Origin of the sequence: Rhizobacter sp. (assembly GCA_019635355.1) — a bacterium.
Taxonomy (GTDB): Bacteria; Pseudomonadota; Gammaproteobacteria; order Burkholderiales; family Burkholderiaceae_C; genus Rhizobacter.
The window spans coordinates 2,455,997-2,481,788 of the sequence record JAHBZQ010000001.1 but is presented as its reverse complement, the minus strand read 5'-3'; the positions used below and the strand labels follow the sequence as shown (position 1 = coordinate 2,481,788).

Below are 25,792 nucleotides of genomic sequence, written 5' to 3'. Positions count from 1 at the left end.
CTCGGCCGGCTGGTCGCGGCCTTTCAGTCGACCAGCCCCAGGGCCTTGCGCGCCAGCGCCACGAAGGTGGCCTGCTCCCGCGCGCTCAGCGGCGCGAGGATGTCGGCCTGCAAATCCACCACCACCGGCCGCACGGCGGCCAGCAGTTGCTTGCCTTCGCGCGTGAGCTGCAGCAGGCGGGCGCGGCGGTCGTGCGGGCTCACCTCGCGCTGCACCAGGCCCTTCTGCTCCAGGCGATCGACCACGCCGCCGATGGTGGCGCGGTCGAAGCTGATGGTGGCGGCGAGGCTCGCCTGGTCGATGCCGGGCTGCTGCGCAATCGCGTCGAGCGAGGCGAACTGCACCGAGGTCAGGTCGAAGCCCGCGGCCTGCGTCTGCGCCTGAAACACCTGCATCGACTGCTGGTGCAGGCGGCGGATCAAATGCCCCGCCATCTCAATTCGTTCCACCCAGGCCTCCTTGTGTCTTGACCGTTTGATGATCCTTGACCGATATAGTATGTATACATATCATATGTGAACTTACAAAGTGGAAGGACACGGCATGCAATTCCACCTCCATGGCTTTCGCCCCGGCGACCCCGATGTTCACCCCGCCGCTGCAGGCCATCGCGGTGCGGGCGACCCGCTGCCCGAGACTGTCGACGTGCTGATTGCCGGCGCCGGCCCCGCTGGGCTCTGCCTCGCAGCGCAGCTCGCACAGGTGCCGCAGATCCGCACGATGGTGGTCGAGCCGAAGCTGGGGCCGATGGAGAAGGGCCAAGCCGACGGCATCAGCGTGCGCACGATGGAGATGTTCCAGGCCTTCGGCTTCGCCGAGAAGGTGCTGCGCGAATCGGTGTGGATCAACGAGACCACCTTCTGGTCGCCTGGCGACGATGGGCAGCTCACCCGCGTGGCGCGTGTCGACGACGTGCCCGCCGGCACCTCCGAGATGCCGCACGTGCTCATCAACCAGGCCCGTGTGCACGACATGTTCCTCGACCGCATGCGCCACGCGCCCACGCGCCTCGCACCCGACTACGGCTTGAAGGTGCTCGACCTGCGCATCGACCCCGAGGCCCACGACCACCCGGTGCACGTGACGCTCGCGCACACCGCACCCGAGCGCGAAGGCGAGACCGTGCAGCTGCGCGCCAACTACGTGATCGGCTGCGACGGTGCGCGCTCCAACGTGCGCCGCGCCATCGGCGGCGCGCTGCACGGCGACGCCGCCCACCAGGCCTGGGGCGTGATGGACCTGCTGGCGGTGACCGACTTCCCCGACTGGCGCATGAAATCCTTCGTGCGCTCTCAGGGCGAAGGCACGCTCATGGTGCTGCCGCGCGAGGGCGGCCACCTGGTGCGGCTCTACGTCGAGCTCGACCGCCTCGGCGACGACGAGCGTGTGGCCAGCCGCGGCCTGGGCGCCGAGCACATCATCGCCAAGGCCCAGCGCATCTTCCGCCCCTTCCAGCTCGACGTGAAGGAAGTGGTGTGGTGGTCGATCTACGAGATCGGCCACCGGCTCACCGACAAGTTCGACGACGTGCCCGCGCACGAGGTGGCCATGCGCGCACCCCGCGTGATGCTGGCCGGCGACGCCTGCCACACCCACAGCCCCAAGGCCGGCCAGGGCATGAACGTCTCGATGGGCGACACCTTCAACCTCGGCTGGAAGCTGATCTCGGTGCTCACCGGCCGCGCCGAGCCGGCGCTGCTGCACAGCTACTCGGGCGAGCGCCGTGCCGCGGCGCAGGCGCTGGTGGCCGTCGACCACACCTGGTCGCGCGTGGTGGGCGAGCGCGCCGAGCCGTGTGCCCCCGGCAGCCTGCCGCGCGTGGCGCGCGAGTTCGTCAACAACCTGCCGTTCACCTGCGGCCTGACGGTCGAGTACGCGGCCGGTTTGCTGACCGGCACGCCGGTGCATCAGCGGCTCGCGGCCGGCTTCGAGCTGGGCAAGCGCTTCCATTCGGCGCCGGTGGTGCGCCTCGCCGATGCGCGGCCGATGCAACTCGGCCATTGCATCGACGCCGACGCGCGCTTTCGCCTGTTCATCTTCGCGCCGGCCGCAGACACCGGCGCACCGGGCGGCGAGGTCGAGGCGCTGTGCCGCTGGCTCGAACGCGATGCGGCCTCGCCGCTGCGCCGCCACACCGCGCCGGGCGAAGACCTCGACGCGGTGATCGACACCCGCGCGGTGTTCCAGCAAGGCCACCGCGCGCTCGACCACAGTGCCATGCCGCCGCTGCTGCGCCCGCCGGTGGGCCGCCACGGCTTGTGCGACTACGAGAAGGTCTTCTGCGCCGACCCTCGGCCGGGGCAGGACATCTTCACGCTGCGCGGCATCGACCGCGCCACGGGCGGCGTGGTGGTCGTGCGGCCTGACCAGTACGTGGGCCACGTGCTGCCGCTGTCGGCGCACGACGAACTCGCGGCCTACTTCGCCGGCATCCTGCGCACCCGCACCTGAGCGTGTCGCGCGACCTCAGGGCCGTGCGAACTCGGGAATGCGGAAGCGCTTGCGATACGCCCCCGGCGCCATGCCGGTGGTGCGCTTGAAGAGGCGGCGGAAGAAGGCCGCGTCTTCGTAGCCCACGCGCCAGCTGATCTCGTCGACCGAGGCATCGGTGCGCTCGAGCCGGCGCTTGGCGTCTTCGATGCGCAGGCGCTGCACGTAGGCGATGGGCGCCACGCCGGTGGCGGCCGTGAATCGGCGCTTGAAGGTGCGCTCGGCGAGCTTCGAGCGCTTGATCATCTCTTCCACCGGGCTTGCCACCGAGAAATGCTGCGCGAGCCAGCGCTGCGCCGCTTCGATCTCGGCGTCGCCGTGGTCGCTCTTGCCCTCGAAGGTGATGTAGGGGGCGAGGCCGTCCTGGTGCCACTGCAGCGCGTACATGCGCGCAAGCTCCTGCGCGTCGGTCGCGCCGGCAAAGCGCGCCACCAGGTACAGCACCATGTCGTGCCAGGTGGTCGAGGCGCCCGAGCTGATGAGGTCTTCGCGCCCGCCTGAAATCACCAGCACCCGCTCGGGGTGGATGGTCACCTTCGGGTGAGTGGCCGCGAAGTCGCGTGCGTAGCCGAAGTGCACCGTGGCGTCTTTCCCGTCGAAGAGGCCGGTCTCGGCGAGCAGGAAGATGCCCGAGCACGCCGAGCACAGCACCGCGCCGCGCGCGTGCATGCGCTGGATCCACGCCACGAGTGCGGGGTAGCGGCCGGTGGCCCAGCCGTCGCGCAAGAGCACCGAGGGCACGATGACGATGTCGGTGCTGTCGATGTCGGCGATGGCACGCTGCACCGGCATCGGCACGCCGCTCGCAAGCGTTAGCGGGCCGGTGGTCTCGCCCACGATCTCGACCTGGAAGGGCGCGCGCACCGAGTCGCTGGGCGTGCCCATCAGCGAGCGTGCGTTCATCACGTCGTAGATGCCGGCGAGCGTGGACACCACCGCATCGGGCAGCGCCACGAGCGACACATGGCGTGCGCCGGGAGTGCGCGAGCTGGTGTGGGCGGTGGCTTTCGACATGGCGCGCATCTTCGCTGAAGCGCTCGGTGTGTTGCAGCGGGTTGGCACAAACGAACCGTTTTCGGGCGCGGTCGGCACTGCCGCAAAAAGCGGCACGCCCAGACGATGGGAACCCTCATCAACTGCTCCGCATGTGAGCTTGCAAGGAAGACCCGTCATGAAGCATTTCGATTCACAGCGCCGCTCGTTTGCGATGCGCCTCGTCAGCACCGCGGTGCTGGTGGGCGCCGCCGCCTCGCTGACCGCCAACCCCCGCCCGGCCGAAGCGCGCGCGCCGCACCGGCCCGCCCCCGTCAACGTGGTGCTGCAGTGGAACGCGGTGGTGGAGGCGGCCTTCACGCCCAGCCAAGGCACCAACCCGATGTCGCAGTCGCGCACGCTGGCGATCCTGCATGCCTCGGTGCACGACGCGCTGAACGCCATCGACCGGCGCTACGCGTCGTACACACCGGGCTTGCCGAAGTCGCCCAAGGCGATGCCGGAAGCGGCGGTGGCCGCGGCCTCGCGCGAGGTGCTGGTGCGGCTGCTGCCCGAGCAGGCGGCGCTGGTGGAAACGGCTTACGGCCAGGCCCTGAAGGCGCTGCCCGATGGTGCTGCCAAGACCGCCGGCATCGCCCTCGGCCAGGCCGCCGCGTGGGCCACGATGAACCGCCGCCAGAACGACGGTGCCGACGCGGCGTTCGGCCCCTACGTGCCGCGCCCGGGTGCCGGCGAATACCAGTTCACCGCGCCCTTCGACTTCGCCGGTGCGCCGGGCTGGGGCCAGGTGACGCCCTTCGTCATCACGCTGCGCGAGCACACGCTCGAAGGCCCGCTGCTGCTCACGAGCGACCGTTATGCGAAAGACCTGGCGACCGTGCGCGAGATCGGCGATGCGAACAGCCGCAGCCGCACGCCGGAGCAGACCGAGATCGCGAAGTTCTGGTACGAGGACTCGCCGCTCGGCTGGAACCGCATCGCCCACACCGTGATGCGCGAGCGCCGCCTCGACGCGTGGGACGCCGCACGTGCCTTCACGCTGCTGCACTTCGCAATGGCCGACGGTTTCATCGCCGGCTTCCACCAGAAATACGAGCACCGCTTCTGGCGCCCCGTCACCGCGATCCACGCGGCCGAGAGCGACGGCAACCCGCACACCCAGCCCGATGCGAGCTGGCAGCCGCTGCTCGTGACGCCCCCCGTGCCCGACTACCCGTCGACCCACACCGTGCTGGGCTGGAGCGCGGCCGAGGTGCTGGCCGAACTCTTCGGCGACCGGCAGCGCTTCAGCCTGACGAGCCTCACGCTGCCCGGCGTCACGCGCCAGTTCCGCGGCTTCTCGCAGGCGGCGCATGAGAACGGCGAGTCGCGCCTCTACGCCGGCATCCACTTCCCGCATGCCATCCACGACGGCAGACGCCAGGGCCGCCGCATCGGGCAGGCCGTGGCCGATGCGCTGCGGCGCATTCGCTGAGGAGTCTGCGCATGGACACCCCCGTGATCGATCAAGCCAAGCTCGAAGCCTTCGTCGGCCGCGCCGTCGGCGACCTCACCACCGGCTACACCGGCGTGATGGTGAGCCTGGGCGCCAAGCTCGGGCTCTACAAGGCGATGGCCGGCGCCGGCCCCGTGAGCGCGAAAGAGGTGGCGCAGCGCGCCGGCTGCGCCGAGCGCTACGTGCGCGAGTGGCTCAACGCGCAGGCGGCCGGCGGCTACCTCGCCTACCACCCGCGCAGCGACACCTACGAGCTGCCACCCGAGCATGCGATGGTGCTGGCCGACGAGGACAGCCCCGTCTACGTGCCGCCCGCCTGGGAGGTGCCGGCCGCGATGTGGGCCGACGAGCCCAAGGCGCTCGACGCTTTCCGCACCGGCCGCGGCGTGGCCTGGGGCGAGCACGATGCACGCCTCGCGTGTGGCGTGGCGGCGTTCTACCGCAACGGCTACCGCGCGGCGCTCGTGCCGCAGTGGCTGCCCGCGCTCGAGGGCGTGGTGGCACAGCTCGAAGCCGGCATCGCGGTGGCCGACGTGGGCTGCGGCCACGGCCACTCGACGCTCCTGATGGCGCAGGCGTTTCCCCACTCGCGCTTCTTCGGCTTCGACACGCATGCCGAGTCGCTCGCCCAGGCGCAGCACAACGCCCGGACGGCCGGTGTGGCGGAGCGCACGCGCTATGCCGTCGCCCGCGCCACCGACTACCCCGACGAGCGCTACGGCCTCATCTGCTTCTTCGACACGCTGCACGACCTCGGCGACCCGGTGGCCGCGGCGCGCCACGCGGCCGAGGTGCTGGCGCCGGGCGGCACGGTGCTGCTGGTGGAGCCGTATGCGGCCGACAAGGTGGAAGACAACCTGAACCCCGTCGGCCAGCTCTACTACGCGGGCTCCTCGCTCATCTGCTGCGCGCACGCCATCTCCGAAGGCGGCAAGCTGGTGCTGGGCGCGCAGGCGGGGCCGAAGCGGCTGGCCGACGTCTTCCGCAAGGCCGGCTTCTCGCACTTCCGGCAGGCGGCGCAGACGCCGTTCAACCTGATCTTCGAGGTGCGGCGCTGATGGCCACCGCGTGTCGATTTCCGGGGCGGTCGTGCGTCGTCTTGTCTGGCATCACCCGGGGGCGGGTGGGCCGAACAGGAGACGAGGACCATGCTGTTGAAGAATCGAAGGGCCATCGTGTATGGCGCGACGGGGGCGGTGGGCGGCGCGGTGGCGCGGGCCTTCGCGCGCGAAGGCGCGGTGGTGGTGCCCGGCACATGGCGTGCCATGCCGGCGGCACCATCCTCGGCATCACGGCCAACGTGGGGCGGTCACCGTCGGCGAACGTGGGCGGGTTCGGCGTGGCGTGTGCCGCGGTCGACCACTACCTGCGGCAACTCGCGGTCGAGAACGGGCCGCACAAGGTGCGGGTGTGCTGGGTGCGCTCGCCGGGCTCGCCCGATGCGCCCGGCGTGCGCGAGGCCTGGGCGCACCACGGCCGCGAGCGCGGCATGACGGTCGACGAGGTGCACCGCGAGTTCGCGAAAGACGTGCCGCTGCGCCGCATCACGCCGCTGGCCGAAGTGGCCAATGCGGCGGTGCTGCTGGCGAGCGACCTGGCCTCGGCCCTGACCGCGACGATGGCGAATGCGACCGGCGGCGCGCAGGTGGATTGAGCGACGGGGCGTTCGGGGGCATCAGCTCTGACGAAGCGCCCGCCCGCGCAGGCTGGGCAGCCCGCGTCGGTGGCTGCGCGTGGGGCCGGCGAAGGTTTCGATCTCGCCTTGCAGCCGTTGCCGCAGGCCGAGCGCGAACGCTGCTTCGGCCACGAGGAAGAGCGGGCCGATCAGGAAGCCCATCAAGTCATCGACGAACGCCGGCTTCTTGCCTTCGTAGCGGTGGCCGACGAGCTGGGCGATGAAGCCGACGGCCAGGCTGCCGAGGCTGAGGGCCAGCCACAAGGGCGTGGCCAGTGACGCGGCCCAGGCGCCCACGGCGAGCGAGGCCACCATCACGGCCGCCATCGCGAGGCCGAAGCGCAGGTCGAGCACCAGGTAATACAGCATCACCGCTGCCGCCACCGGCACGGCGGGTGACAGCGGCCAGCCGTCGACCATCACGGCGGGCCGCGACAGCAGCGCCGTCACCGCCAGGAGGATGAGTGGGATGCCGACGTAGTGCGTGGCGATGTTGAGCCGGTCGCGGTGGCAGGTGGCGTAGCCCGACAGTTGCTCGGTGAGCGTCTTCATGCGGATCTCCTGGCAAGGTGCACGGGGTCGCGCACGCTGCGGGCGAGGCTGCCGCTGGTGTAGCGGCCGTCGAAATCTCGCCAGCGGTGCGTCTCGTAGTCGTAGAGCTTGCAGCGGCGGAAGACGCTGCGGATGTTGCCGAGCGTGGGCTTCAAGATCACCGCACGTGGGCCGATCAGCAGGTTCAGCTCGGCCTGCGCGGCGCGGGCGTGGTAGCAGGGGATGGTGGGCACGATGTGGTGCACCGGGTGCTCCAGCGAGTAGTGCATCACTGAGCCGATCCAGTTGGGCAGCGGCACGTGGGCCACCAGCTCTTCCTGGCCGTAGGCATGCTCGACCGGGTCGTCGCGCGAGAACCAGGGGATGCGCGGGTGCGTGTGCTGCAGGAAGAGCACGATGGATGTGAGCGCGTGGAACACCAGCAGCGGCAGCACCATCACGAGGAAGACGTCGACGAGCGTGTCGGCCCATTCGAACTGTCGGCGCCAGCCGAGCAGCGCCGCGGTGCCGCCGAGGTAGGCGAGCGTGAGCAGCGTGTAGGCCACGGCCTGCCGCCGCACCGCCGCCGGGTAGACGCGCGAGAAGATCGTCACCCGCGTGAGCCGGTCGTAGATGAAGTAGAGCGATTGCGCGACGAGGCTGGGCGAGCGAGACGCGCGCACGCACAGCCGCCGCCAGGCCGGCAGGGCGCGGTACTGCTGCAGCGTGAAGGGCTTGTGGATGTCGGGCGGGGCGCCGTTGGTCCAGGTGTGGTGCAGCGCGTGGTGGGCGTGCAGCCACAGGCGGTAGTTGAAGAGGCACGGCGTGAACACCGCCACCGCGATCAGCTTGTTGAGGGGGCGCGAGCGCGTGAGCATGTTGTGCGCGGCGTCGTGGCCGAGCACCGAGAAGCCACACAGCTTGAGACCGGCGAGCAGCGCGCCGGCGATGCGCAGCGCGGGGTGGGTGGCGAATGCGGCGAGCGTGAGGCCCAGCAGGAAGAGCGCGTAGTCGGCCACCGCGAGGCGCACGCCGGTGGCCGTGTCGGACCGCACATGCTTCGCGAGCGCCCGCACGAGGGTGCGCTGCCGTGCGCGCGCTTCGCCCGAGCGGGCGCGGTCGCGCGGGCCGGTGAAGCTCGTGACTGCGGTCGCGTCGACCGAGCGCGTGGGCGCGACGGTGCCGAGCACGGCAGAGGCCTTCATGCGCGGCGCCTTTCGTCGAGTTGCGTCACGTTCTGCGCTGGGCTCTCGTGCCGCTCGGGCAGTGCGGCGAACCAGTCGAGCGCGTCCTGCCACAGCGACTCGGCCCCAGGGCGGAAGTAGCCCATGTGCCCGATGTGGCGCACGCGCAGCTCCTGCGGCGTGATGTCGCGGCCCGTCCAGGGGGCGTTCACGTAGCCGGCGCCCATGAACGCGTCGCGCGAGGCGGGCGGGGCCCAGGCGTCGTCGGTGGCGTTGGCGGCGACGATGGGGGTGCGCACGTCCTTGAAGCGCGCCACCGTCTGCGCCATCTGCGGGTCGTCGAAGAAGTAGCGCGGGTTCTGGCACCAGCGGCGCCATTGGCGGTAGACCATCAGCGGCAGGTCTTCGCCCATGCCGATCGCGCTCCAGCCGAGGTAGCCCTTCCAGGCGGCGAGCAGCGGCGCGACGGTGTTCCACATGACGATGGCCTTGAGGCGCTCGCCAGGGGTCATCCACCCGTGCCAGCCGGCGCCGGTGGCGAAGGTGTAGACGCCGCTCACCTTGTGGTGGTTGGGCAGGAGGCCGAAGGCATGGCCGCCGAGCGAGTGGCCCACCACGTAGAGCGGCACGCTGCCGTCGCCCATGTGTTCGACACCGGCGGCGAGGTCGCTCACCCAGTCCATCTGGTCGGCGGGGAAGCCCTTGAGCGTGGGCGGCTTGGAGAGGCCGATGCCGCGGTAGTCGAGCGTGAGCACGCTCACGCCGCGCTGCGCCATGTAGCCGGCCATGCGGCGGTAGAAGCGCTGCGGCACGCCGGTGGCGCCGGCCACGACGATGCGCGCCTGCTCGTTGCGGGTGGCGGCATAACGCAGCGCCGTGATGGCGTGGCCGTCGGCGGCGCGCAGGCGCAGGGTCTCGGGCGTGATCTCGCTCATCGTCACCTTTCAGCTCGGTTGAAGCTCGCTCATCTCGAAGCTCGCCTTGCTCACCCCGCAGTCGGGGCAGAGCCAGTCGGCGGGCACGTCGTCCCAGCGGGTGCCGGGCGGGATGCCGTGTTCGGGCATGCCGGCCGCTTCGTCGTAGATCCAGCCGCAGATGGCGCACTGCCAGGTTTTCATGGTCGTTTCCGGGTGAAGAGTGAAAGGGTCAGGCGATGGCGGTTTCGCGCGGCTCCTGGAAGCAGGCGAGGGCTTCGACGTCGCGCAGGCGCATGGGGCGGCCGGTGGCCTTGCTGATGAAGCTCACGCGCACCGAGCCGGTGACGGCGGGGGCCTCGCTGCCGGGCACGAACACCGACTGCTGGAACTCGGCGGTGTACTGCTTGAGCTCGGCCAACACCGTCTGCACGCGGATCGCGGTGAGGAAGAGCTCGCGCCGGTAGTTCACCTCAATGCGGGCGACCACGGGCGTCCAGCGGTCGTCGAGGGGGAAGTTGTTCTGCTGCAGCCAGTCGAAGCGGCCGAGTTCGAAGTAGTCGATCGGCTTGGCGTGGTTGACGTGGCCGAACATGTCGAGGTCCGACGGCCGCACGTGGTGCGTCATTTCCGTGACCCGATAGTGCGTGGCCGGAAGCAGGGTCGTGCTCATGCGGAGGCCTCTTCCGCTTCAGGCAACACGCTGTCGTAGCTGCCCGCGAGGTATTCGCTGCGTGCCTTCGTGCGCTGGACCTTGCCACTGGTGGTCTTCGGGATGCGGCCCGAGGGCAGCAGGCGCACCTCGTGCACCGTGAGCCCCATCTCCTGGGCCAGCAGCTCGCGGATGCGCTCGTCGAGCCCGGCGCCGTCGCCACGCACTTCGGCCAGCACGATCACCTGCTCGGTCGAGGGGCCGGGCACGGCGAAGGCGGTGACGGCACCGCTGCGCACGTTGGGCACGGTCTCGACCAGCCACTCGATGTCTTGCGGGTAGACGTTGCGGCCGTTGACGATGATGAGGTCTTTCACCCGCCCGCAGATGTAGACCTCGCCTTCGTGCAGGAAGCCGAGGTCACCGGTGCGCAGCCAGCCGTCGACGAAGTGGGCGGCGCTGGCCTCGGGGTTGCGGAAATAGCCTTGGCTCACGCTCGGGCCGCGCACCGCGATCTCGCCGATGACGCTCTCGGCCAGGTGGCGGCCCTGCTCGTCGAGGATGGTGATCGCATGCTCGGGGAAGGCCGGGCCGCACGAGACGAGGCGCAGCGCATCGACGGTGTCGCACGGCACGGCACGGCGGCGTGTCTCGCACGCGGCGCGGTCGATGGCGAGGGCATGCCAGCGGCGGCTGAACGACACCGCGAGCGTGGCCTCGGCCATGCCGTAGCTCGGCGCAATCGCTTCGGGTCGCAGCCCGAGCGGCATGAAGCAGCGGGTGAACTCGGCCAGCACCTCGGGGTTGATCGGCTCGGCGCCACAGCCGAGCACGCGCAGGCTGCCCAGGTGCAGCGGCACCGGGCGGCGCAGGTAGTGGCGGGCGACGTAGGCGAAGGCGAAGTTGGGCGCGAAGCTGATCGTGCCGCCGTGGCGCGTGATCGCGTCGAGCCAGAGGTTGGGGTTCTTGATGAAGGCCGCGGTCGAGAGGTAGACCATCTCGGTGCGGTGGGCCAGCGGCGCCAGCACCTTGCCGATGAGCCCCATGTCGTGGTGCAGCGGCAGCCAGCTCACGCCCACGTCACGCGGGGTGATCTGCAGGCCGTGCTCCATGATCGCGCGCGTGTTGGCGGCGAGGTTGCGGTAGCTCACGATCACGCCCTTGGGCGTGCCGGTGGAGCCCGAGGTGAACTGCAGGAAGCAGGTGTCGTCGGGCGTCAGCTCGGCTGGCGTTGGTGTGGGCTGGCCGGTGGGGGTGTGCAGCGCGTCGTAGCCGAGCACCGGCACACCAGGCATGGCCTCGGCCACGAGGGCATGCAGGCTCTCGGGCGCGACGATGCCGTGCAGCTCGGCCACCCCGGCGATCTGACGCAGCAGCGTGGTGTAGCTCTGCTGGCGCCCGCCGAGGGGGGGTGGCGAGAGTGGCACCAGCACCAGGCCCGCACGCACGCCCGCCACGAAGGTGGGGATGAAACTCGACGCGTCGGCCGCGATGAGCGCGAGCCGCTGGCCGGCCACGAAGCCCCGCGCGTGCAGCTGGCCGTGCACGGTGAGGGCGGTGGCCATCAGCTCGGCGTAGCTGCGCTGACGGCTCGCGCCACCCGAGGCCAGGTAGGTGTGGCCGCGCTCCTCGCAGCGCTCGATCGCGTCGAGCAGTGCGTAGAGCGGCGTCGGCTCGGTGTGTTTCACCGTGCCGATCCCACGGCACCGACCGCCACCGCAGCGGCTTGCGGCACGCCGCGCTCGTCGCTGGCGGAGGGCGCCTGCGGGATCTCGAACGGGTCGAAATCGTCACCCTTCGCGGTGGGTGCGTAGACCTGGAACAGCGGCTTGAACGACTTGAAGAAGCCCCGCTCCACCGGCATGGGCACGGCCTCGAACACGCCCTTCTCGCGCAGGATGCGGTGCACCTGCGGCAGGCGGTAGCAGGGGATGCCGGGGTAGGCGTGGTGCTCGTTGTGGTAGTTCGCGCCGAAGAAGAGGATCGTCATCAGCGGCGAGGTGCGGCTCCACGAGTTGCGGAAGAGCCGGTCGTCGTCGAGCCCGCCGTGGTCGATGAAGATCTGGCAGGCGGCGATGAACTTCACCGCCAGCGTGGGGAGCGCCACCACGAAGAGGCCGGCGCGCCAGTCGATGTAGAAGATGGCCGCATAAAGCGCGATCCACATCGCGGCGAAGAGGAAGTTGAGCCGCGCGAAGAGGATCTGGTCGGCCTCGGTGAACGCCACCTTGTACTTGAAGGTGGGGATCTTCCCCATCGCCATCGAGAAGGTGTCTTTCAGGTAGACGAGGTTGTAGTTGATGCGTGACATCAAGAGCCGCGACCACCAGGTCTTCAGGTTCTCCACCGGGTAGACGTTGGGGTCGTCCTTCTGGTTGGTGAAGCGGTGGTGGTTCCAGTGGCTGAGCGCGAAGCCCATCTCCATGTAGCTCACCACGGCCGAAGCGCTGAAGATGCCGATCACGGCCGACAGGCGCCGGTTCTTCACGAAGTTGCCGTGCGTGCCCTCGTGGCCGATCACGCCGAGCAGGTTGAGGCCATACCCCGCCAGGATCGTGAGAAAGGCGATGGCCGGGATCTGCGCCCACAGCGGCAGCTCGGCCAGCGCCACCTGGTAGCTCAGGACCCCCGGCACGAAGAAGAGGGCGACGGCGTAGACGAAGTGGGCCAGGGCCCACAGGTGAGACGGCTCGTACAGCGAACGGTCGAGCGCAGGACGCTGGATGTTGTTCATCGTGGGGCTCCTCAAGCGGCGGCGAGTTCCAGATCGGGCTGGGCGTGGGGGGCGACGGTCGGCGGCACCTGCTTGCGCATGGCGCGCACCATGTCGCGGCGGGTGAGGCCGATCGACTTGAGCGTGGGCATGATCCCGTGCTGCAGGAAGTGCTGCGACGAGATCGCCACGCCCTCGACCTGCAGGCGGCGCTCGAACTCGGGCACCAGCTTCTCGCCCGGCATCTCGAAGTTGGAGATCACGTAGGCGAGGTCTTGCGCGGTGCCCTCGGGGTCTTCTTCGTACTCGAAGCGCATGAAGTTGCGGTAGAAGGCCGCGTGGGCGGCTTCGTCGCGCGCCACGAGGTCGAAGAGCTTGGCCAGCACCTCGTTGCCGATCTGGCGGTAGGCGTTGCGCTGCTGCACGTAGATCATGAAGGTCGCGATCTCCTGCAGCGCGCCGTAGCAGGCCATCTGGCGGTTCGAGGCGAAGGGCAGCGTCCACTCGGTCTTGAGCACTTCCTCCTCGTAGTCCATGTACTGGTCGAGCGTGCGCAGCCCCGAGCGCAGCAGGTACTCGCGGAAGACGAGGGCGTGCTTGCTCTCTTCATAGCCCCAGGCGAGGTGGAACCAGGCCTGGCCGAAGATGTCGCGGCTCAGGTTGAGCCCGTTCTTCGTGTAGTCGGGGATGAAGAGCTCGACGCCGCAGAAGGTCTCGAGGCAGGTGGCCAGGCGCGCCTTGGCCGCGTCGTCCATCTTCTGGTCGACCTCGTCGCGGAAGCGCTGCGATTCGAGCTGCTCCCAGGGGATGTCGTGCATCGGGTTCCAGCGGCGGTGCTTCTCGGCGTGCTCGAAGAAGGTCATGTACTCGCGGTACATGCGCTCGCGGCGGCGCAGGCGCGGCGAGGCACTTTGCAGGGCGGTGGGTGTCATGGCGGTGACTCCTGCCGCGTCAATGGCGCCGGGCGAGGTGCTTGCGCATCAGCGATGCGAGGTCGCGCATGCTGCGGATGGAGACCAGCTCGTCATCCTGGAAGTGCAGGTCGAGCTCTTCTTCCACGAAGCCCGACATCTCGAGCGCAGCCAGCGAGTCGATGCCCAGCGACTCGACGGTGGAGTCGAGCGTCAAGCGGCCGGCCGCCTCGGCCTGCTCGGGCTTGGCGAATTGGTAGGCGCGCTTGAGCAGCGCGACGATGGCTTCGTCGCTGAGCGCTTTGTCGATGACCTGGTCCATGGCGATTCCTTGTAGGTGTGAAGAGAGGGAGATTTACCGGGGTGAAGGGGAAACGGGTGGGCTCAGTCGTCAAGCCGGCGCAGCGCGAATTGCGCAAGCGACTGGTAGCCCTCTTCGAAGGCCATCACGCAGGCACGCAGGTAGCGCTGGTAGTCGATGAAGACCTGCTCGCCGAAGCGCTGGCAGATCGTGTCCTTGTTCTTCTCGAGCCGCAGCAGCCACTCGGCGGTGGTGCGGGCGTAGTGGTCGCGGCGGGTGTGCAACTCCATCACTTCCCAATACGGCGAGGCGGCGGCGAAGATGGCCTCGGGCCGCGGCGAGATGGCGCCGGGGAAGATGTGCGTGGTGGTCCAGGCGATCTCCTTCAGCGCCGTGCCACGCGGGATGCGCGCACCGATCACCGACTGCAGGCTGAACCAGGCGCCGGGGCGCGTCCACTCCCAGGCGCGGCGGAAGTACTCGCGGTAGATGCCGATGTGCTCGCCGCGCTGTGTCTGCTGCGGCGTGGCCACGTGCTCGAACATGCCGATGCTGATGACCGCGTCGAACTTCTTCTCGGGGGCGTAGTCGCGGTAGTCGACGAGCTTCACCGTGGTGTTGGGGATCTGGCGTTCGAGGATCGACTGGTACTGGTCCTGCGAGAGCGTGATGCCCACCGCTTCGCGCACGCCCTTGTGCACGGTGAGGTACTCGAGGTTGGCGCCCCAGCCGCAGCCGATGTCGAGCACGCGCGACTCGGGGCGCACGCGTGCGGCTTTGTAGTGGTGCTCGTGCTTGAGAAGCTGCGCCTGCTCCAGCGTCTCGTCGCCGGTCTGGAAGAGGGCGCAGGTGTAGGCCATCGACTCGTCCAGCCAGAGGCGGAAGAAGTCGTTGTCCACGCCATAGGTCACATCGATTTCGTCTTTGGTCGACACGGTGGGAGTCCTTTGTGTTCGTTGTTGCAGTGCAAGGTCGCGTGCATGATCCGGGCCGCGCGCCGGCAGCGGCAACCCCCTAGACCGCACGTTTGCGATTTGTGCGAAATGGCCCGCCAGCCCGCTCCGGTATGGGGTCTTTGAAGGGCCGGTGGCACACTGCCCGACCGATTGACGACAGGGGGACTTCATGCCTGACACCACACCGTCGAGCGAGCTGACCGCCGTGCTCGGCCAGCTGATGCAGCGCGCCGCACCGGGCCAGCAGCAGCTGCTGATGGCCCTGGCCGAGCGCATGGCCGCCGAGCGTTACCGCACCTGGGCGGATAACGAGGAAGGAGAGCGGCGTGTGGCGTTGCTGGCTTGCGCCGCCCGCGAAGAAGAGGTGGCGCGGCGCATCGAGGCGCTGCACGAACAGGCGGGCGTGGTGCAGGCGCTGATCCGCGAGCAGAACCCCGACCTGGGCGACCTGGCTCGGGCCTTCTTCGCGCGCTTTCCCGTCGAGGAGCAGTACCGCCTGCAGGCCCAGGCCGAGCGCCTGGGGGCGGCCAGCTGGCGCTCGCTCGCCAAGCGCGCCGAGGGTGGCGCGCTGCGCGACGTGTACCTCACCTGCGCCGCGCTCGAGGAAGAGAGCGCGGTGGTGCTCGAGTCGTTCTAGGGCCTGTTCACACTGAATGAGCACCCACGTGACTCAACAAAAGCCCGCCAACGAGGCGCAAAGCGCAGCTGTAGCACTTGCTACAGCGAGCATTTGCAACGCTGTGGGCGGGCTTTTGCTGAGATCACCCGAAGGGCCGGGGCCTGAAGGCGCGTGCGGCGGCGTTGCAGCGTCGTTGTGTGCCACGGGCACACGGCCTCCGCTGCGCCTTGCCGCCCACGCCTTCAGGCCTTGGCGTGGGTGCTCATTTAGTGTGAACAGGCCCTAGGAACGCTCCGCTGGCGTCAGCGCATACGAGGGCAGGCGGCTCTCGCGGTTGGCCTGCTGCGCCAGCTCACGCTCGGCGGGTGAGGCGAGTTCGGCGTCCCACTTCGCCAGGCGCGGCGCGGCGAAGCGGCGCCACAGCGGCGGCGCCATCGACAGCAGGATGTGCGCGACGTAGCCGTAGGGCAGGTCGGGTGCGGCTTCGGTGGGCTTCAAGGCCGAGTAGGGCAGGCGTGCGTCGAGGTGGTGGTGCGCGTGGCGCGGCAGGTTGTACATGATGTGCGAGGCCGCGCGGTTGCTGCATTCCCAGCTGTGGTGCGACTCGATCTTGCCGCCCGGCGTGCGCACCAGGCCGTAGTGCTGGATGTACTCCACCGCTTCGAGCAGGAACTTCGAGGTGGCGGCCACCATCGCAAATGCCGCGGCGCCGCGCCAGCCGGCCACGGCCCAGAAGGCGAGCGCGATCAGGCCGCTCATTGCCAGGCCGGTCGTCACCTTGTTGGCCAGCACGCGCAGCAGCCAGGGCCGCTCGCGCAGGCGGCGCATCTCGATCTGCCACGCATCGCGGTACTGGCCGCGCACGCTGCGCAGCGCGAAGGTGTAGAGGTTCTCGCCTCGCTTCGCGGTCGACGGGTCGTGGGGCGTGCCCACGTGAAGGTGGTGCACGTACACATGCGTGATCGAGTACTGCGCGTCGCCCACGGTGGCGAGGATCCAGCGGCCCAGCCACACGGCGAAGGGGCTCGCGGTGCGGTGCACGAGCTCGTGTGCGGCGATGGTGTTGGTCGACATCACGAAGCCGAGTGTCACCGCCGCCGCGGCGAGCGCGCCCCAGCCGGCCGGCTCGGGGCGGGTGGCGAGCGAGCTGCCGAGCAGGGCATCGAGCCCCAGGCGATCGAGCAGTTGACCGATGCCGAGCAGGTCGCCGGGCGCGGCCATCCACGCCAGCATCACCAGTGCAAAGAGCGAGGTGGGGATGTGCACGTAGGGCACGGCGTTGACGAGCCACGGGTGGCGGTATTCGGGCACCGCCAGCTCGCGCGGCGTGGCCACGTCGACGGCGATCTGGTAGACCACCAGGGCCAGCGCGCCGGCCAGCCCCCACAGCGGCGCGACGGTCGCGAGGATCGCGAACGCGGGCATCACCACGAGGATGAGCGAGTGCTTGAGGTAGTGGGTCATGTCGTCTCCTCGGAGGGGGATTGATAGCGGTCGAAGCGGATGCGCTCGGCGCCGAAGCCCATGTCGTGCAGCACCGGCAGGCAGGCGTCGATGAAGCCGCCGGGGCCGTAGAGCAGCACGCGCGCGTCGGGCGTGGCCTGCGAGGGCGTGCGCGACCACGAGGCCGCCCAGGCGCCGATGGCGTCGAGCCCGAGGGGCGCACGCCCGCGTGCGGTGCCGCTCGTGGCGGTAGGCGCGTGTTCGGCCCAGGCCAGGCTCAGGTGGCGCGCGCCGTGGCGCCGGGCACTGGCGGCGAGCTCGTCGGCGCCGTAGAGGTCTTGCACCTGCACGCCATAGGCGAGCAGCAGGGTGGGGCGGCCGGGGTGCCGGGCGTGGCTTTCCATCAGGGCGCCGCAGGCGGCGCCGATGCCGCTGCCCGCGCCGGCCGCGGCGAGCGGCGTGGGGTCGGGGCCCGACACGCAGTCGCCGAACGGGCCGGCGAGTTGCACCGCCTGGCCGATGGCGTCGGCGCTGGTGAGCCAGGTCGACATGCGCCCGCCCGCGTGGCGTGCCACGTCGAGGTGCAGCAGGCTGCCGTCGAGGTGCGGGGCCAGCGCCACGATGGAGTAGGGCCGCAGCCACGCCGGGTTGTCGCCCTGCGGCACCCGCACGCCCACGTACTGGCCGGGCGAGGCCTGCAAGGCACGCTGGGTGATGAGCGAGACGCGCCACACGCGCGGCGTGAGCTGCACCAGTCCGCTCACTTTGGCGGCCAGGCCGCTCTCGGGCCGGTGGCCCATCTCCCAGCGCAGCACCAGGTCGGACAGCGGCTGCGTCTGGCACGCGAGGTAGGCGCCGCGCTGCAGGTCGTGCGGCTCCAGCACATAGGCGCGGTCGACCAGCGATTTGGCCTTGCCCTCCACTACCTCACAGCGGCAGGTGCGGCAAGCGCCGACCCGGCAGTTGTAAGGGGCATCGAGACCGGCGGCGAGCGCGGCGTCCAGCAGTGTTTCCCCGGGGCGCACACGAAAGCGCGTGCCGTCGTGGAGGCGGACTTCGCACTCGGTGCGCGAGCGCGTCTTGAACAGCGACAGCAGCATGGCGAAGGGCCCATTGGAGGTCGAAAGCGTGGCGGCCATGATCGGCGGCGACGCTCTCGCGCATCAACCCTTCGCGCAACGCAGTTGTATTAGTGACAAGCGATCGTGGCGCGGCGGCCACCATGAGTCGACAAAGTTAGGGGGGAACTGCGCATTAGGGATTTTTATGCACGACCATTCACCCAATAGTCGATGCTTCGGGTGGGGTGGTCTCGTCCGCGCTGTCCGCATCGAGCTCAAGCTGTACGGGTGTGCCTCATGGATATGTCGATCGCTTCTTTCCCGGCCGAGACTGCCTCCCAGCCGGCCCAAGGGCCCATCGTCACCAAAGGAACGTTCTGCGGCCAGCGCTATCGGGTGCGCCCGCTCGACCTCTCGGCGATCGAGGTGCCGCATGCCGACGATGGTTTCGTCGACACCCTCGGCGCAGTGGCCGACCGCCTGCGCACGCGTAAGCTCGCGCCCATCCTCACCGAGGTGGCGCGACAGAACGGCTTCGACTGCATCAGCTACACCTGCTGGATGCCCAGGCTCGGTGGCGAGTCGACGTATTGGGTGTTCGGCCCGCTGCCCAACGAAACGCGTGTGGCCTACCACTCGCGCAACCTGCTCGAGACCGACGAGGTCGTGCGCCACTGCAAGACCTCGCACGTGCCGGCCGTGTGGCGCGTCGACCAGGCGGGTTTGAAGACGCAGGCGCCCGACCTGCACCTGGCCCTGTCCGACAGCTACCGCAGCCGCATCAGCTTCCCGGTGCACGGGCCCTACCGTGAGTGGGGCGCGGTGTCGTTCAACAGCCGCCTGCCCGACGTCTGGGCGGCCCTGCAGGCCCGGCGCTACCAAGTGCTCTGCGAAGGGCAGTTGCTCGCGCAGTACATCCACCAGTGGGTCACGGCCAGCGGCCTGCTGTGGGACTTGTCGGAGCTGGGCGCTGTGACGCTCAAGGACAAGGAAAAGGAAGTCCTGCGCCTGGGCGCGCTCGGCTTCGAGTCGCACGAGATCGGGCCCCTGGTGGGTCTCAGCAAACGCTCGGTCGACTACGTGTTCCAGCAGATCTCGCGCAAGCTGCAGGTGACGAATCGGCAGGAGTCGATCACCACGGCGCTGGAGCTGGGGCTGATTGCGCTTTGACGATCAGGGCCACAGCTGGCGGGCCGCATCGACTGTGAAATCCTGCTCCACCCAGAAGGCCAAACCTGTGGTGCTCCGAGCCTGCAGGCCGAGGGTTCTCGCGATCGGATGGCTTGCAGACGGCAGAAGATCCACGTGCCACTTGCCTGGCAGGACCCCCGCGCCCCTCGGCGGGTCGCTCTTGACATCGACCTCGATCACCGCCTGGTGTTGCGCCAGCCCGGGTTTCAGCGGATCGCGGACCTGGCGCAGCATCACCTGATGCATCGACAGGACGTCCGACGGTATCGGGAGCGCATCGAGCACGAGTTCAGCGGGCAAGCCTGCGTCGCTCCAGAAGGCGGCATCGAGTTGCCGGGTGTCGGGGCCGTCAGCCGCGTCGGGTTTCTGGGGTGAGATCTGCACCAAGACTTGTTCCTGTGGGCGAGCGGTGGGGGCGTGCTGCGCGTAGTGCAGCACGCAGAGCTCGACGCTTGCGTCCTGGGGTACAAGCTGCCGGCGCCTCCATGCCGCGAGGGTCTTGGGATACCCGTACACCTCGCGGCCCGAAGCCATGGCGCTTGCGGTATCGACGAACAGGAAGCTCGGCACCCAGCCAAATTTCCACTGGCGCTTGTCATGCGTCGGACCCCCGTGCACCGCCGTCCAGAAGCCCAGGTCCCATTCGCGTATCACGCCCTTGCGACCGTCCACTGGATCCAGCGAGCGCATGGTGTCGACGTACAACGCCGCGAGCATCACCTTGTCGGAGATTGCTCGGTAGGTGAGCGCACCACCAGACGGGTGATTGAGCAGCAGGTCGCAGACCTCGCGTTGCTGCGTCGCCCTGTCACCTTCCAGCAGCAGCACGTGCATGTGGCCACCTTCAGCGCGATAAGGCGGTATGCCGACGATGTCGCCGGGAACAGGGACCAGGATCGGCGCGGCGGCAGGCGTGGACGCTGTCATCAGATCATCTCCATTGGGTTGAGCGAATGTGTGCCCCGCAGCGCCGCGGCCACGCGGTGCCCCATGTCGGCTTCGGCGGACATGCCCAGCCGTGCAGCGCGGCGCGCGGCCTCGGTGGCTGCCTGCGAGGCGCGGGCGCGCTGTGCATGTGCGAGGACGAGCGCTTCGACCAGGGCCTTTCGGGGACGAGCGATGGGAAAGAACATGGCGTAGCGATTGAGCACTGCGGCGTGTTGGCGGCGAAGCTGGTGTCCGGCGTCGCGGTGTGCCGCCGTGGGGCCGGCCAGTTCGAGGAGGGCGCCCACGTGTGCGGCGGCGGCATACCCTTCGGTGGAAGAGAAGTTGGTTGGCGGCAAGGTGCTGGCTTGTGCCCCCGCGGCCGCGGCAGATCGCAACGCCTCGTCGACATCCCCGCGTGCCAGGGCGAGCCGGCTGCGCAGGCCCAGGCAGATCAGCTGTGACTGGCGGTCTGACACCTGGCTCAGACCTGCCTGTGCCTGGCACAGCAGTGGCCACGCTTCGTCGGCGCGCCGGGCGGCGAGCAGGGTTTGCGCCTTGGCGTAGCGCCCCCAGGCTTCGTGCATGACATGCCCGCGCGCGCTGGCCAACGAGGTGACTCGCTCGAAATGGACGATCGCTCGTGGCAAGTCGCCCTGCAGATGTGCACCCAGGCCGCGCAGGGTTTCGATGACCTCGTGGATCTGGGGCTCCTTCAGACCTGTGATGCGCTCAAGGGCGCGGGACAGGTCGGCATCCCCTTCGGTCCAGCGTGCGTGCATGAAGCGCCACACCGCCCGTGATGCCAGGACGTATGCGGAAGGCAGGAGATGCCCGTCCCGGATCCCGATGGATTCGCCAAGGCGGTACAGCGCTGCGGCCGCTGGCGCCAGGCGCAGCAACGCACAGACGTAGGCGAGCGACCCGATGGCTCGGCCTCTGGCCAGCTGGATGTCTCGGGCACCCAGGGCGTAGCGGGCAGTGTCGATCGCGCCCCCGATGATGTCGGGCAGCCGTCCCAGGAATTGGCCTGTCTCGACGCGGATGGCGGCCGCAGTCAGCGCGTTGGCGCGCAAACGGGCGGACAGTGCCTGGACGCTACGCGCTTGCGCCAGGGCCTGGCGCGCCGACTCGTTGCCCTTTTCGACGTTCCCCAGTGCCCATTGGGCAGAAGCCCGTTCGGCGAACCAGCGGACGGCCCGCCGCGTCGTGGGTGTGGTGGCGATCGCGAGGTCCAGCAGCGGCACGGCGGCGCTGTACGCGCCCTCGCGCTTGGCCGCCAAGCCGGCCCGCTCAAAACAAACTGCCGCGCGGCCGGCTTGTCCGGCCTGCCGCCAGAGTCGCCCCATCTCCGGCAGGTGCCCGCTCGCGGGCTCGTGGCGGAAGCGGTGCTGGAGGTTGCGCGCGGCCGCCTGGCTCCAGAGGCGTATCACGCCGGCCGGCATCCGGCGCATCAGCGCGCCACGCATCAGCTGATGGTCGATTTCAAGGGCGGTGTCGTCGGCAAGGCCGGGCCGCGCGTACCAGTTGCGCACCAAGCCACTGCGCAACTCGGCGCCTGCCTGCGCATCGCCTTCCGGTGTGAGGCGGCGCAGGATGGCTTGCACGTCTTCCCATCGCACGCTGCCGTCATGCAGTGCCAGGATGCGAAGGACGTCGAGTTCTGCAGGGGCGAGCGCATCGAGTCGGGCGTCCAGGGTGAGATCGAAGGACTTGATCGATTGGAGAGTCCGGTCTCCGTTGCTGCCCAGCGCGAGGAGCGCCTGCAACGCATGGAATGGGTTGCCACCACACAGCGAGTGCAGTTGTTCGGGCGACAGCTGAGGTGGGTAGGGCAGTCCGGCTGCATCGACCAATGCCTGTAGCTCCTCGCAAGACAGCGGCCCGATGTCGAGCAAAAGGGTGTTCTCGGGCAGGTCGCTCCGGGAATGCGGGGCAAGCGGCGACATGGTTCTTGCGGAGCTCACGATGCGCAGCCTGTCGATGTACTGCAGGCATTGCGCGAGCACGGTCTGCGACGCGCCGTCGCACCAATGCATGTCGTCGATGGCCAAGACCATGCGATGCCTGCGCCGCCCCAGTTCGGCAAACACGGCGACCAGGGCACGTTCGGCCAGAACCCGTCGCTCATCGGGCGAGACATCCAGCAACTTGACGGGGCGTTCGTCCTCGGTGTTATGCAGCATCTCCTTGCAAAGCCACTGAAGTTCCGCAGACAGGGGCTCCCCCGCCAAGGCCTGTGCGATCAGTTGGAGCTCTTCGTCATCGTCGCGGCAGCACGAGTGCAAGGCCGACTGCAGCAGCGCGATGACGATGGCGTGGGGTTGAAACAGGCTGGCAGGCGTGCCGCGTGCAGAAGCCGTCAGGGTCGTGCTGCTGCTCAGCTGATCGAGCAGATTCTTGAGAACGGCCGACTTGCCGATGCCTGCCACGCCCTGCAGGGTGATGGCACGCGGGCCCTCGCGGGAAAGCCAGTCCAGTGCGTCCTGGAGCACGCGGCTGCGGCCGACGAATGCGCAGGTGTCATGTCCCTGCCGACGCAACAGCTGGTAGGCATCGACGGAGGTATCGAACTCGATCGCACCGGCTGGCAGGCTCGCGCACAGCTTGGCAGCCCGGTTGATGGCGGCGCCATGCACAACCCTCGTGGCGCCTTCCCATGTTCCTCGGTAGACCGGGCCGATGGCCAGTGCGGCTGCCGCCTGGTCGAAGCCGTGCTCGCGCAGCATCACCAGTGGCGTGGCTGCATGTGTCGTCCAACCCTCGACGCCGGCCCAAGCCGGCGCGCTCAGACGCAGATGCACGCCTTTTTCATCGTGGGCCAGGCGGTCCAGTTGTGCACCGATGCCACGCGCCCATTCCACGAGGCCATGCAGGGCGTGGTCGAGCTTGTACGTGTCCAGCTCCCTCCACCGGCCGGCGTCCAGCAGCTTGAGGAAGAGAAACGCGATGTCGACCACCTCGCCCGACCGCATCTCGCTTCGCAGGGCAGGCGAGACGGGTCGAACCGTCTTGCGGGAGCGTTGTTGGGCGCGGATGTGGTTCAGGGAGTCATGAAGCCGGGCCAGTCCATCGCCCCACACGAATCTACGGTGCTCCGTGAGGTGGACTGGCAACGAATGGACATTCACCCCACCTTCCACCTGCGCAAAGCGGGCCCATAGGCCGCACTGTCGATGATGGTGCGCGCGCAGCCGTTCGACGAGCGCCTCACTCTGGCGGGGGTGGGGAATCTCTGCGCGGAAGTACAGCGCACCGTCGCCCATGGAGTCGATGAACTCGTAGCCTTCGTCCCTGAGGATGCGCGTGACCGCCTGTTCGCCCCGCATGAGCGTGGTCGCGGCCAGTTCACCCGCTCTCGGCCCGTGTTGAGCCGTCGTTTCCGCCACGTAGCGGGAGAAATTCTCGACGTCGAAACCGATGACGGAGCCGCGGGTGGGAGTGGGGCTGGCCGGCAATACCCCCGGGTCAGTCTTGTTCGCCATAGATCGCCTGCGGATGGCCACACAGGGCACGCGCGCAGCGCCGCCCCGACATCACGGCAGCTTCCACCGCGCCCATGTCAAGGTTGTGGCGCGTCCAATCGCCGGCGACCAGCAGGTTGCGGTAGCCTGTCTTCTCGCAGCGGATGCGTGCGTCCACCGTTCCTTTGGGCGTGAGCATGTACAGCGACGTCGGGTCCGAGTTCATCCGCGTGTAGCGGTCGTATTCGTGCGTCGGGTCGTAGCGGCCGTTCCGCCCGGAAAGTGCTGGCAGTGCTTCGCCCACATGCTGGTCAAGCCAGTCTTTCGTGATCTTCTCGGCCCGCTCGTTCTCGCTCTGCGGGGCGTGCGAGTTTTGAGGGACGTTGGTCTTCGGAGCCGGGCCGCACAGGATCGAGATCGAGGCTTGCGTCTGGTGGTCGGTTTCGAGCGCGTGCTGAAACGAGACATCGGCCCACGTCGAATGCGCAAGCGCGTAGCCGGTCAGCATGCCGGCTTGCGACATCCCGCCGTAGTTCGCCGCGTCGTCGTGGCGCCACAGTTGCGCCGACACCGTCGGGGTGGTGAACAGCGACTGGAGCATCGTCTGCCAGCTTCGGTTGTCGGCGGCGAGCGTGCTGGCAACCTTCGGCAGCACACCGCCCGAAATCGCGAGCACGCAATGGTGGAAGTCGCTCCCGACCGCCAATGATTTCCGTGTGCCCAGGCCCGTCGTGGCGAACCATGACTCCAGGTCGACGCCCTCGACCGCCTCGGCGTCCTTCAACTGAGACATGAGCGGCGCAGTGGGCCAGCAGCGGCGCAGTACCTTTCCGCTGGCGTCCTGGACGTCGATCAACGGTTCGTAGCCCGCACTGCCAGCCGTGCACTCGGCTTGCACGCGGCAGTCGATGCGGGTCACCAGGCCGTCCTTCACCTCGATGTTTTCGATTCGGTGGAAGAAGTGGAAACGAACGCCGCGCTTCTTCAACACTTCGTAGTAGGGCACCACGAAGACCTCGCCCATGCCACCATCCATGTGCTGGAAGATGGTGCCGTGATACGTAAAGAGCATTCGCAGCAGGCCGCGCAGTCCCGATCCTGCGGCGATGTTCTTGCGATGCGGATCCCCATCGATGTAGGCGAATGCGTAGTGGTAGCTGGCCTGGAACAGCGGGCAGGCGACGCCATGGTCTTTGCCGCCATGCTGTCGAAGCCATTCCTCGGCTTCGAGGTGATTGATCGAATCGAAACCGTGCTCGAAGACGCGATCCCTCACGATGCCTTTCGAGACGGCGCCGAGGAAGTTGAGTACGCCGCGCCAGTCCGCATTGGTGATCTCGGGCAGATCGGCGGCGAACGCGAGCAATGCCTCGCTGCGAGCCAGGGCTGCTTCGACTGTGATGGCGGCCTCCAGGTCGCTTGTGCCGGCCAGTTGAAGCGCCGACACCCGCAACTGCTGCGCACGCTCACGCAGTTCGGGTGTCAGCAGCGGCGTGTCGCCGTGGCCCGGAATCTTGAGATCGGAGTTCCAGTCGAGGAGCGAGAGTTCCTTTCCAACCCGGTCGAGGCCCGCGGCGATCCAGGCCCAGACACGCCGCAGCAAGGCCCAGACGCCCAGCTCGGACGGATTGACGCCCGGTTCGCCCGGCATCGAAGGCATGTTGACCGTCACATGCGACCAGCGGTGAGCGCCGTTCGCTCGCGCGATGGCGAATCCCTGATGACGCCGGAAGGCGCTTGCGAAAGGGATGGAGGTGTCCGGGCACACCTGGGCCCACGCGGCATACAGCGGCCGAAGTTGCTGAAAGGTGTTGTGATAGAAGCCGCCGAGCACATGCAGGCCGTGCTCTTCGTTGCGCCAGCGCTTGTCGGGGTTGCGGCTTGAAGCGCACTTGCCGCCGAGACGCCAGCCCATCGTGTAGACGTCGACCTCGAATCGGTTTATCCAATTCGGACTTTCGGTGATCTCCCAGGCGGCGGCCAGCGCGGCCGGGCCGCCGCCCAGGATGGCGATGCGAGTCTTGTCCACGAGCCCCCCTCATTGACGCTGACAGCGCGGAATGATGCATTGCGCGTGCCACGTCTTGGAGGGGGTGGATGGGGTGCGGAGGTGCTCGCTAACCCGGTGGGGATGCGTCTCGAAGCTCAGGCATCGCTTTCACTGCCTATCGCAAGTCCTTATTTCTTAAGCAATTTTTCACGCAGTTGCATCCTTTCAAGTTCCTTCGCTAAGTCCTTGATTCCATTGATTTTTTCTTTGGGGATGCGTTGACCC

At 68.6% G+C, this 25,792-nt stretch carries 23 protein-coding genes; 6 read left to right on the top strand and 17 right to left on the bottom strand.

Going from position 1 to position 25,792, the window contains the following annotated elements; translation table 11 throughout:
- Positions 1-23: 23 nt before the first annotated feature.
- Positions 24-434, bottom strand: a complete 411-nt coding sequence (locus KF892_11105; protein MBX3625553.1) for a MarR family transcriptional regulator — start codon at positions 432-434, stop codon at positions 24-26.
- A 109-nt stretch (positions 435-543) separates the two neighbouring features.
- Here KF892_11105 and KF892_11100 point away from each other — a divergent pair, with 109 nt between their 5' ends.
- Positions 544-2,451, top strand: a complete 1,908-nt coding sequence (locus KF892_11100) for an FAD-dependent monooxygenase (GenBank protein ID MBX3625552.1) — start codon at positions 544-546, stop codon at positions 2,449-2,451.
- Between the two features lie 15 nt (positions 2,452-2,466).
- Here KF892_11100 and KF892_11095 read toward each other — a convergent pair whose 3' ends face one another.
- Complete coding sequence (locus KF892_11095; GenBank protein ID MBX3625551.1) at positions 2,467-3,504, bottom strand: helix-turn-helix domain-containing protein; 1,038 nt, start codon at positions 3,502-3,504, stop codon at positions 2,467-2,469.
- Between the two features lie 157 nt (positions 3,505-3,661).
- Between KF892_11095 and KF892_11090 the strand changes: the two genes are divergently transcribed.
- The 3 genes from KF892_11090 (at position 3,662) to KF892_11080 (ending at position 6,632) form a co-directional block, all read left to right on the top strand.
- Positions 3,662-4,957 carry a vanadium-dependent haloperoxidase gene (locus tag KF892_11090; GenBank protein MBX3625550.1) on the top strand — a complete coding sequence of 432 codons (1,296 nt, stop codon included), beginning with the start codon at positions 3,662-3,664 and terminating at the stop codon, positions 4,955-4,957.
- An 11-nt stretch (positions 4,958-4,968) separates the two neighbouring features.
- The gene (locus tag KF892_11085) at positions 4,969-6,036 is read left to right on the top strand and encodes a class I SAM-dependent methyltransferase (GenBank protein ID MBX3625549.1); all 1,068 of its coding nucleotides are present in this window, start codon (positions 4,969-4,971) and stop codon (positions 6,034-6,036) included.
- Between the two features lie 197 nt (positions 6,037-6,233).
- Positions 6,234-6,632 carry an SDR family oxidoreductase gene (locus tag KF892_11080; GenBank protein ID MBX3625548.1) on the top strand — a complete coding sequence of 133 codons (399 nt, stop codon included), beginning with the start codon at positions 6,234-6,236 and terminating at the stop codon, positions 6,630-6,632.
- A 21-nt stretch (positions 6,633-6,653) separates the two neighbouring features.
- On the opposite strand, the gene KF892_11075 is transcribed toward KF892_11080, so the two are convergent.
- From KF892_11075 to KF892_11030, 10 genes are all read right to left on the bottom strand, one after another.
- Entirely contained in the window at positions 6,654-7,205 is a 552-nt protein-coding gene (locus KF892_11075) for a DUF962 domain-containing protein (GenBank protein MBX3625547.1), read from the bottom strand.
- On the bottom strand, positions 7,202-8,389 hold the full coding sequence (locus tag KF892_11070; protein MBX3625546.1) for a fatty acid desaturase: 1,188 nt from the start codon (positions 8,387-8,389) through the stop codon (positions 7,202-7,204). Before KF892_11070 ends, KF892_11075 begins: the two co-directional genes overlap by 4 nt.
- On the bottom strand, positions 8,386-9,303 hold the full coding sequence (locus tag KF892_11065) for an alpha/beta fold hydrolase (protein ID MBX3625545.1): 918 nt from the start codon (positions 9,301-9,303) through the stop codon (positions 8,386-8,388). Before KF892_11065 ends, KF892_11070 begins: the two co-directional genes overlap by 4 nt.
- A gap of 9 nt (positions 9,304-9,312) precedes the next feature.
- A complete protein-coding gene (locus KF892_11060; protein ID MBX3625544.1) occupies positions 9,313-9,486 on the bottom strand; it encodes a rubredoxin in 174 nt (57 codons plus the stop codon).
- A gap of 28 nt (positions 9,487-9,514) precedes the next feature.
- Positions 9,515-9,955 (bottom strand): acyl-CoA thioesterase, encoded by a 441-nt coding sequence (locus KF892_11055; GenBank protein MBX3625543.1) that lies wholly within the window; start codon positions 9,953-9,955, stop codon positions 9,515-9,517.
- On the bottom strand, positions 9,952-11,622 hold the full coding sequence (locus KF892_11050; GenBank protein MBX3625542.1) for a fatty acyl-AMP ligase: 1,671 nt from the start codon (positions 11,620-11,622) through the stop codon (positions 9,952-9,954). Before KF892_11050 ends, KF892_11055 begins: the two co-directional genes overlap by 4 nt.
- Positions 11,619-12,668 (bottom strand): fatty acid desaturase, encoded by a 1,050-nt coding sequence (locus KF892_11045; protein ID MBX3625541.1) that lies wholly within the window; start codon positions 12,666-12,668, stop codon positions 11,619-11,621. Before KF892_11045 ends, KF892_11050 begins: the two co-directional genes overlap by 4 nt.
- Before the next feature lie 11 nt (positions 12,669-12,679).
- Positions 12,680-13,579, bottom strand: coding sequence for an acyl-ACP desaturase (locus KF892_11040; protein ID MBX3625540.1), 900 nt, complete (start codon positions 13,577-13,579; stop codon positions 12,680-12,682).
- A 19-nt stretch (positions 13,580-13,598) separates the two neighbouring features.
- The gene (locus tag KF892_11035; GenBank protein MBX3625539.1) at positions 13,599-13,880 is read right to left on the bottom strand and encodes an acyl carrier protein; all 282 of its coding nucleotides are present in this window, start codon (positions 13,878-13,880) and stop codon (positions 13,599-13,601) included.
- Between the two features lie 62 nt (positions 13,881-13,942).
- A complete protein-coding gene (locus KF892_11030; protein MBX3625538.1) occupies positions 13,943-14,794 on the bottom strand; it encodes a class I SAM-dependent methyltransferase in 852 nt (283 codons plus the stop codon).
- A 190-nt stretch (positions 14,795-14,984) separates the two neighbouring features.
- Here KF892_11030 and KF892_11025 point away from each other — a divergent pair, with 190 nt between their 5' ends.
- Positions 14,985-15,452 (top strand): hypothetical protein, encoded by a 468-nt coding sequence (locus KF892_11025; GenBank protein ID MBX3625537.1) that lies wholly within the window; start codon positions 14,985-14,987, stop codon positions 15,450-15,452.
- A 264-nt stretch (positions 15,453-15,716) separates the two neighbouring features.
- On the opposite strand, the gene KF892_11020 is transcribed toward KF892_11025, so the two are convergent.
- Together KF892_11020 and KF892_11015 are read right to left on the bottom strand one after the other, a co-directional pair.
- Positions 15,717-16,898: an alkane 1-monooxygenase gene (locus KF892_11020; protein MBX3625536.1), complete on the bottom strand. Its 1,182-nt coding sequence runs from the start codon at positions 16,896-16,898 to the stop codon at positions 15,717-15,719.
- Entirely contained in the window at positions 16,895-18,016 is a 1,122-nt protein-coding gene (locus KF892_11015) for a 2Fe-2S iron-sulfur cluster binding domain-containing protein (protein MBX3625535.1), read from the bottom strand. Before KF892_11015 ends, KF892_11020 begins: the two co-directional genes overlap by 4 nt.
- A 225-nt stretch (positions 18,017-18,241) precedes the next feature.
- On the opposite strand from KF892_11015, the gene KF892_11010 reads away from it, so the two are divergent.
- Complete coding sequence (locus tag KF892_11010; GenBank protein ID MBX3625534.1) at positions 18,242-19,108, top strand: autoinducer binding domain-containing protein; 867 nt, start codon at positions 18,242-18,244, stop codon at positions 19,106-19,108.
- A gap of 3 nt (positions 19,109-19,111) precedes the next feature.
- Here KF892_11010 and KF892_11005 read toward each other — a convergent pair whose 3' ends face one another.
- The 3 genes from KF892_11005 to KF892_10995 are packed head-to-tail and all read right to left on the bottom strand — an operon-like array spanning position 19,112 to position 25,546.
- A complete protein-coding gene (locus KF892_11005) occupies positions 19,112-20,056 on the bottom strand; it encodes a hypothetical protein (GenBank protein ID MBX3625533.1) in 945 nt (314 codons plus the stop codon).
- Positions 20,056-23,538 carry an AAA family ATPase gene (locus KF892_11000; protein MBX3625532.1) on the bottom strand — a complete coding sequence of 1,161 codons (3,483 nt, stop codon included), beginning with the start codon at positions 23,536-23,538 and terminating at the stop codon, positions 20,056-20,058. The genes KF892_11005 and KF892_11000 overlap by 1 nt, the downstream gene beginning before the upstream one ends.
- Entirely contained in the window at positions 23,522-25,546 is a 2,025-nt protein-coding gene (locus KF892_10995; GenBank protein MBX3625531.1) for an FAD-dependent oxidoreductase, read from the bottom strand. Before KF892_10995 ends, KF892_11000 begins: the two co-directional genes overlap by 17 nt.
- Positions 25,547-25,792: the final 246 nt, after the last annotated feature.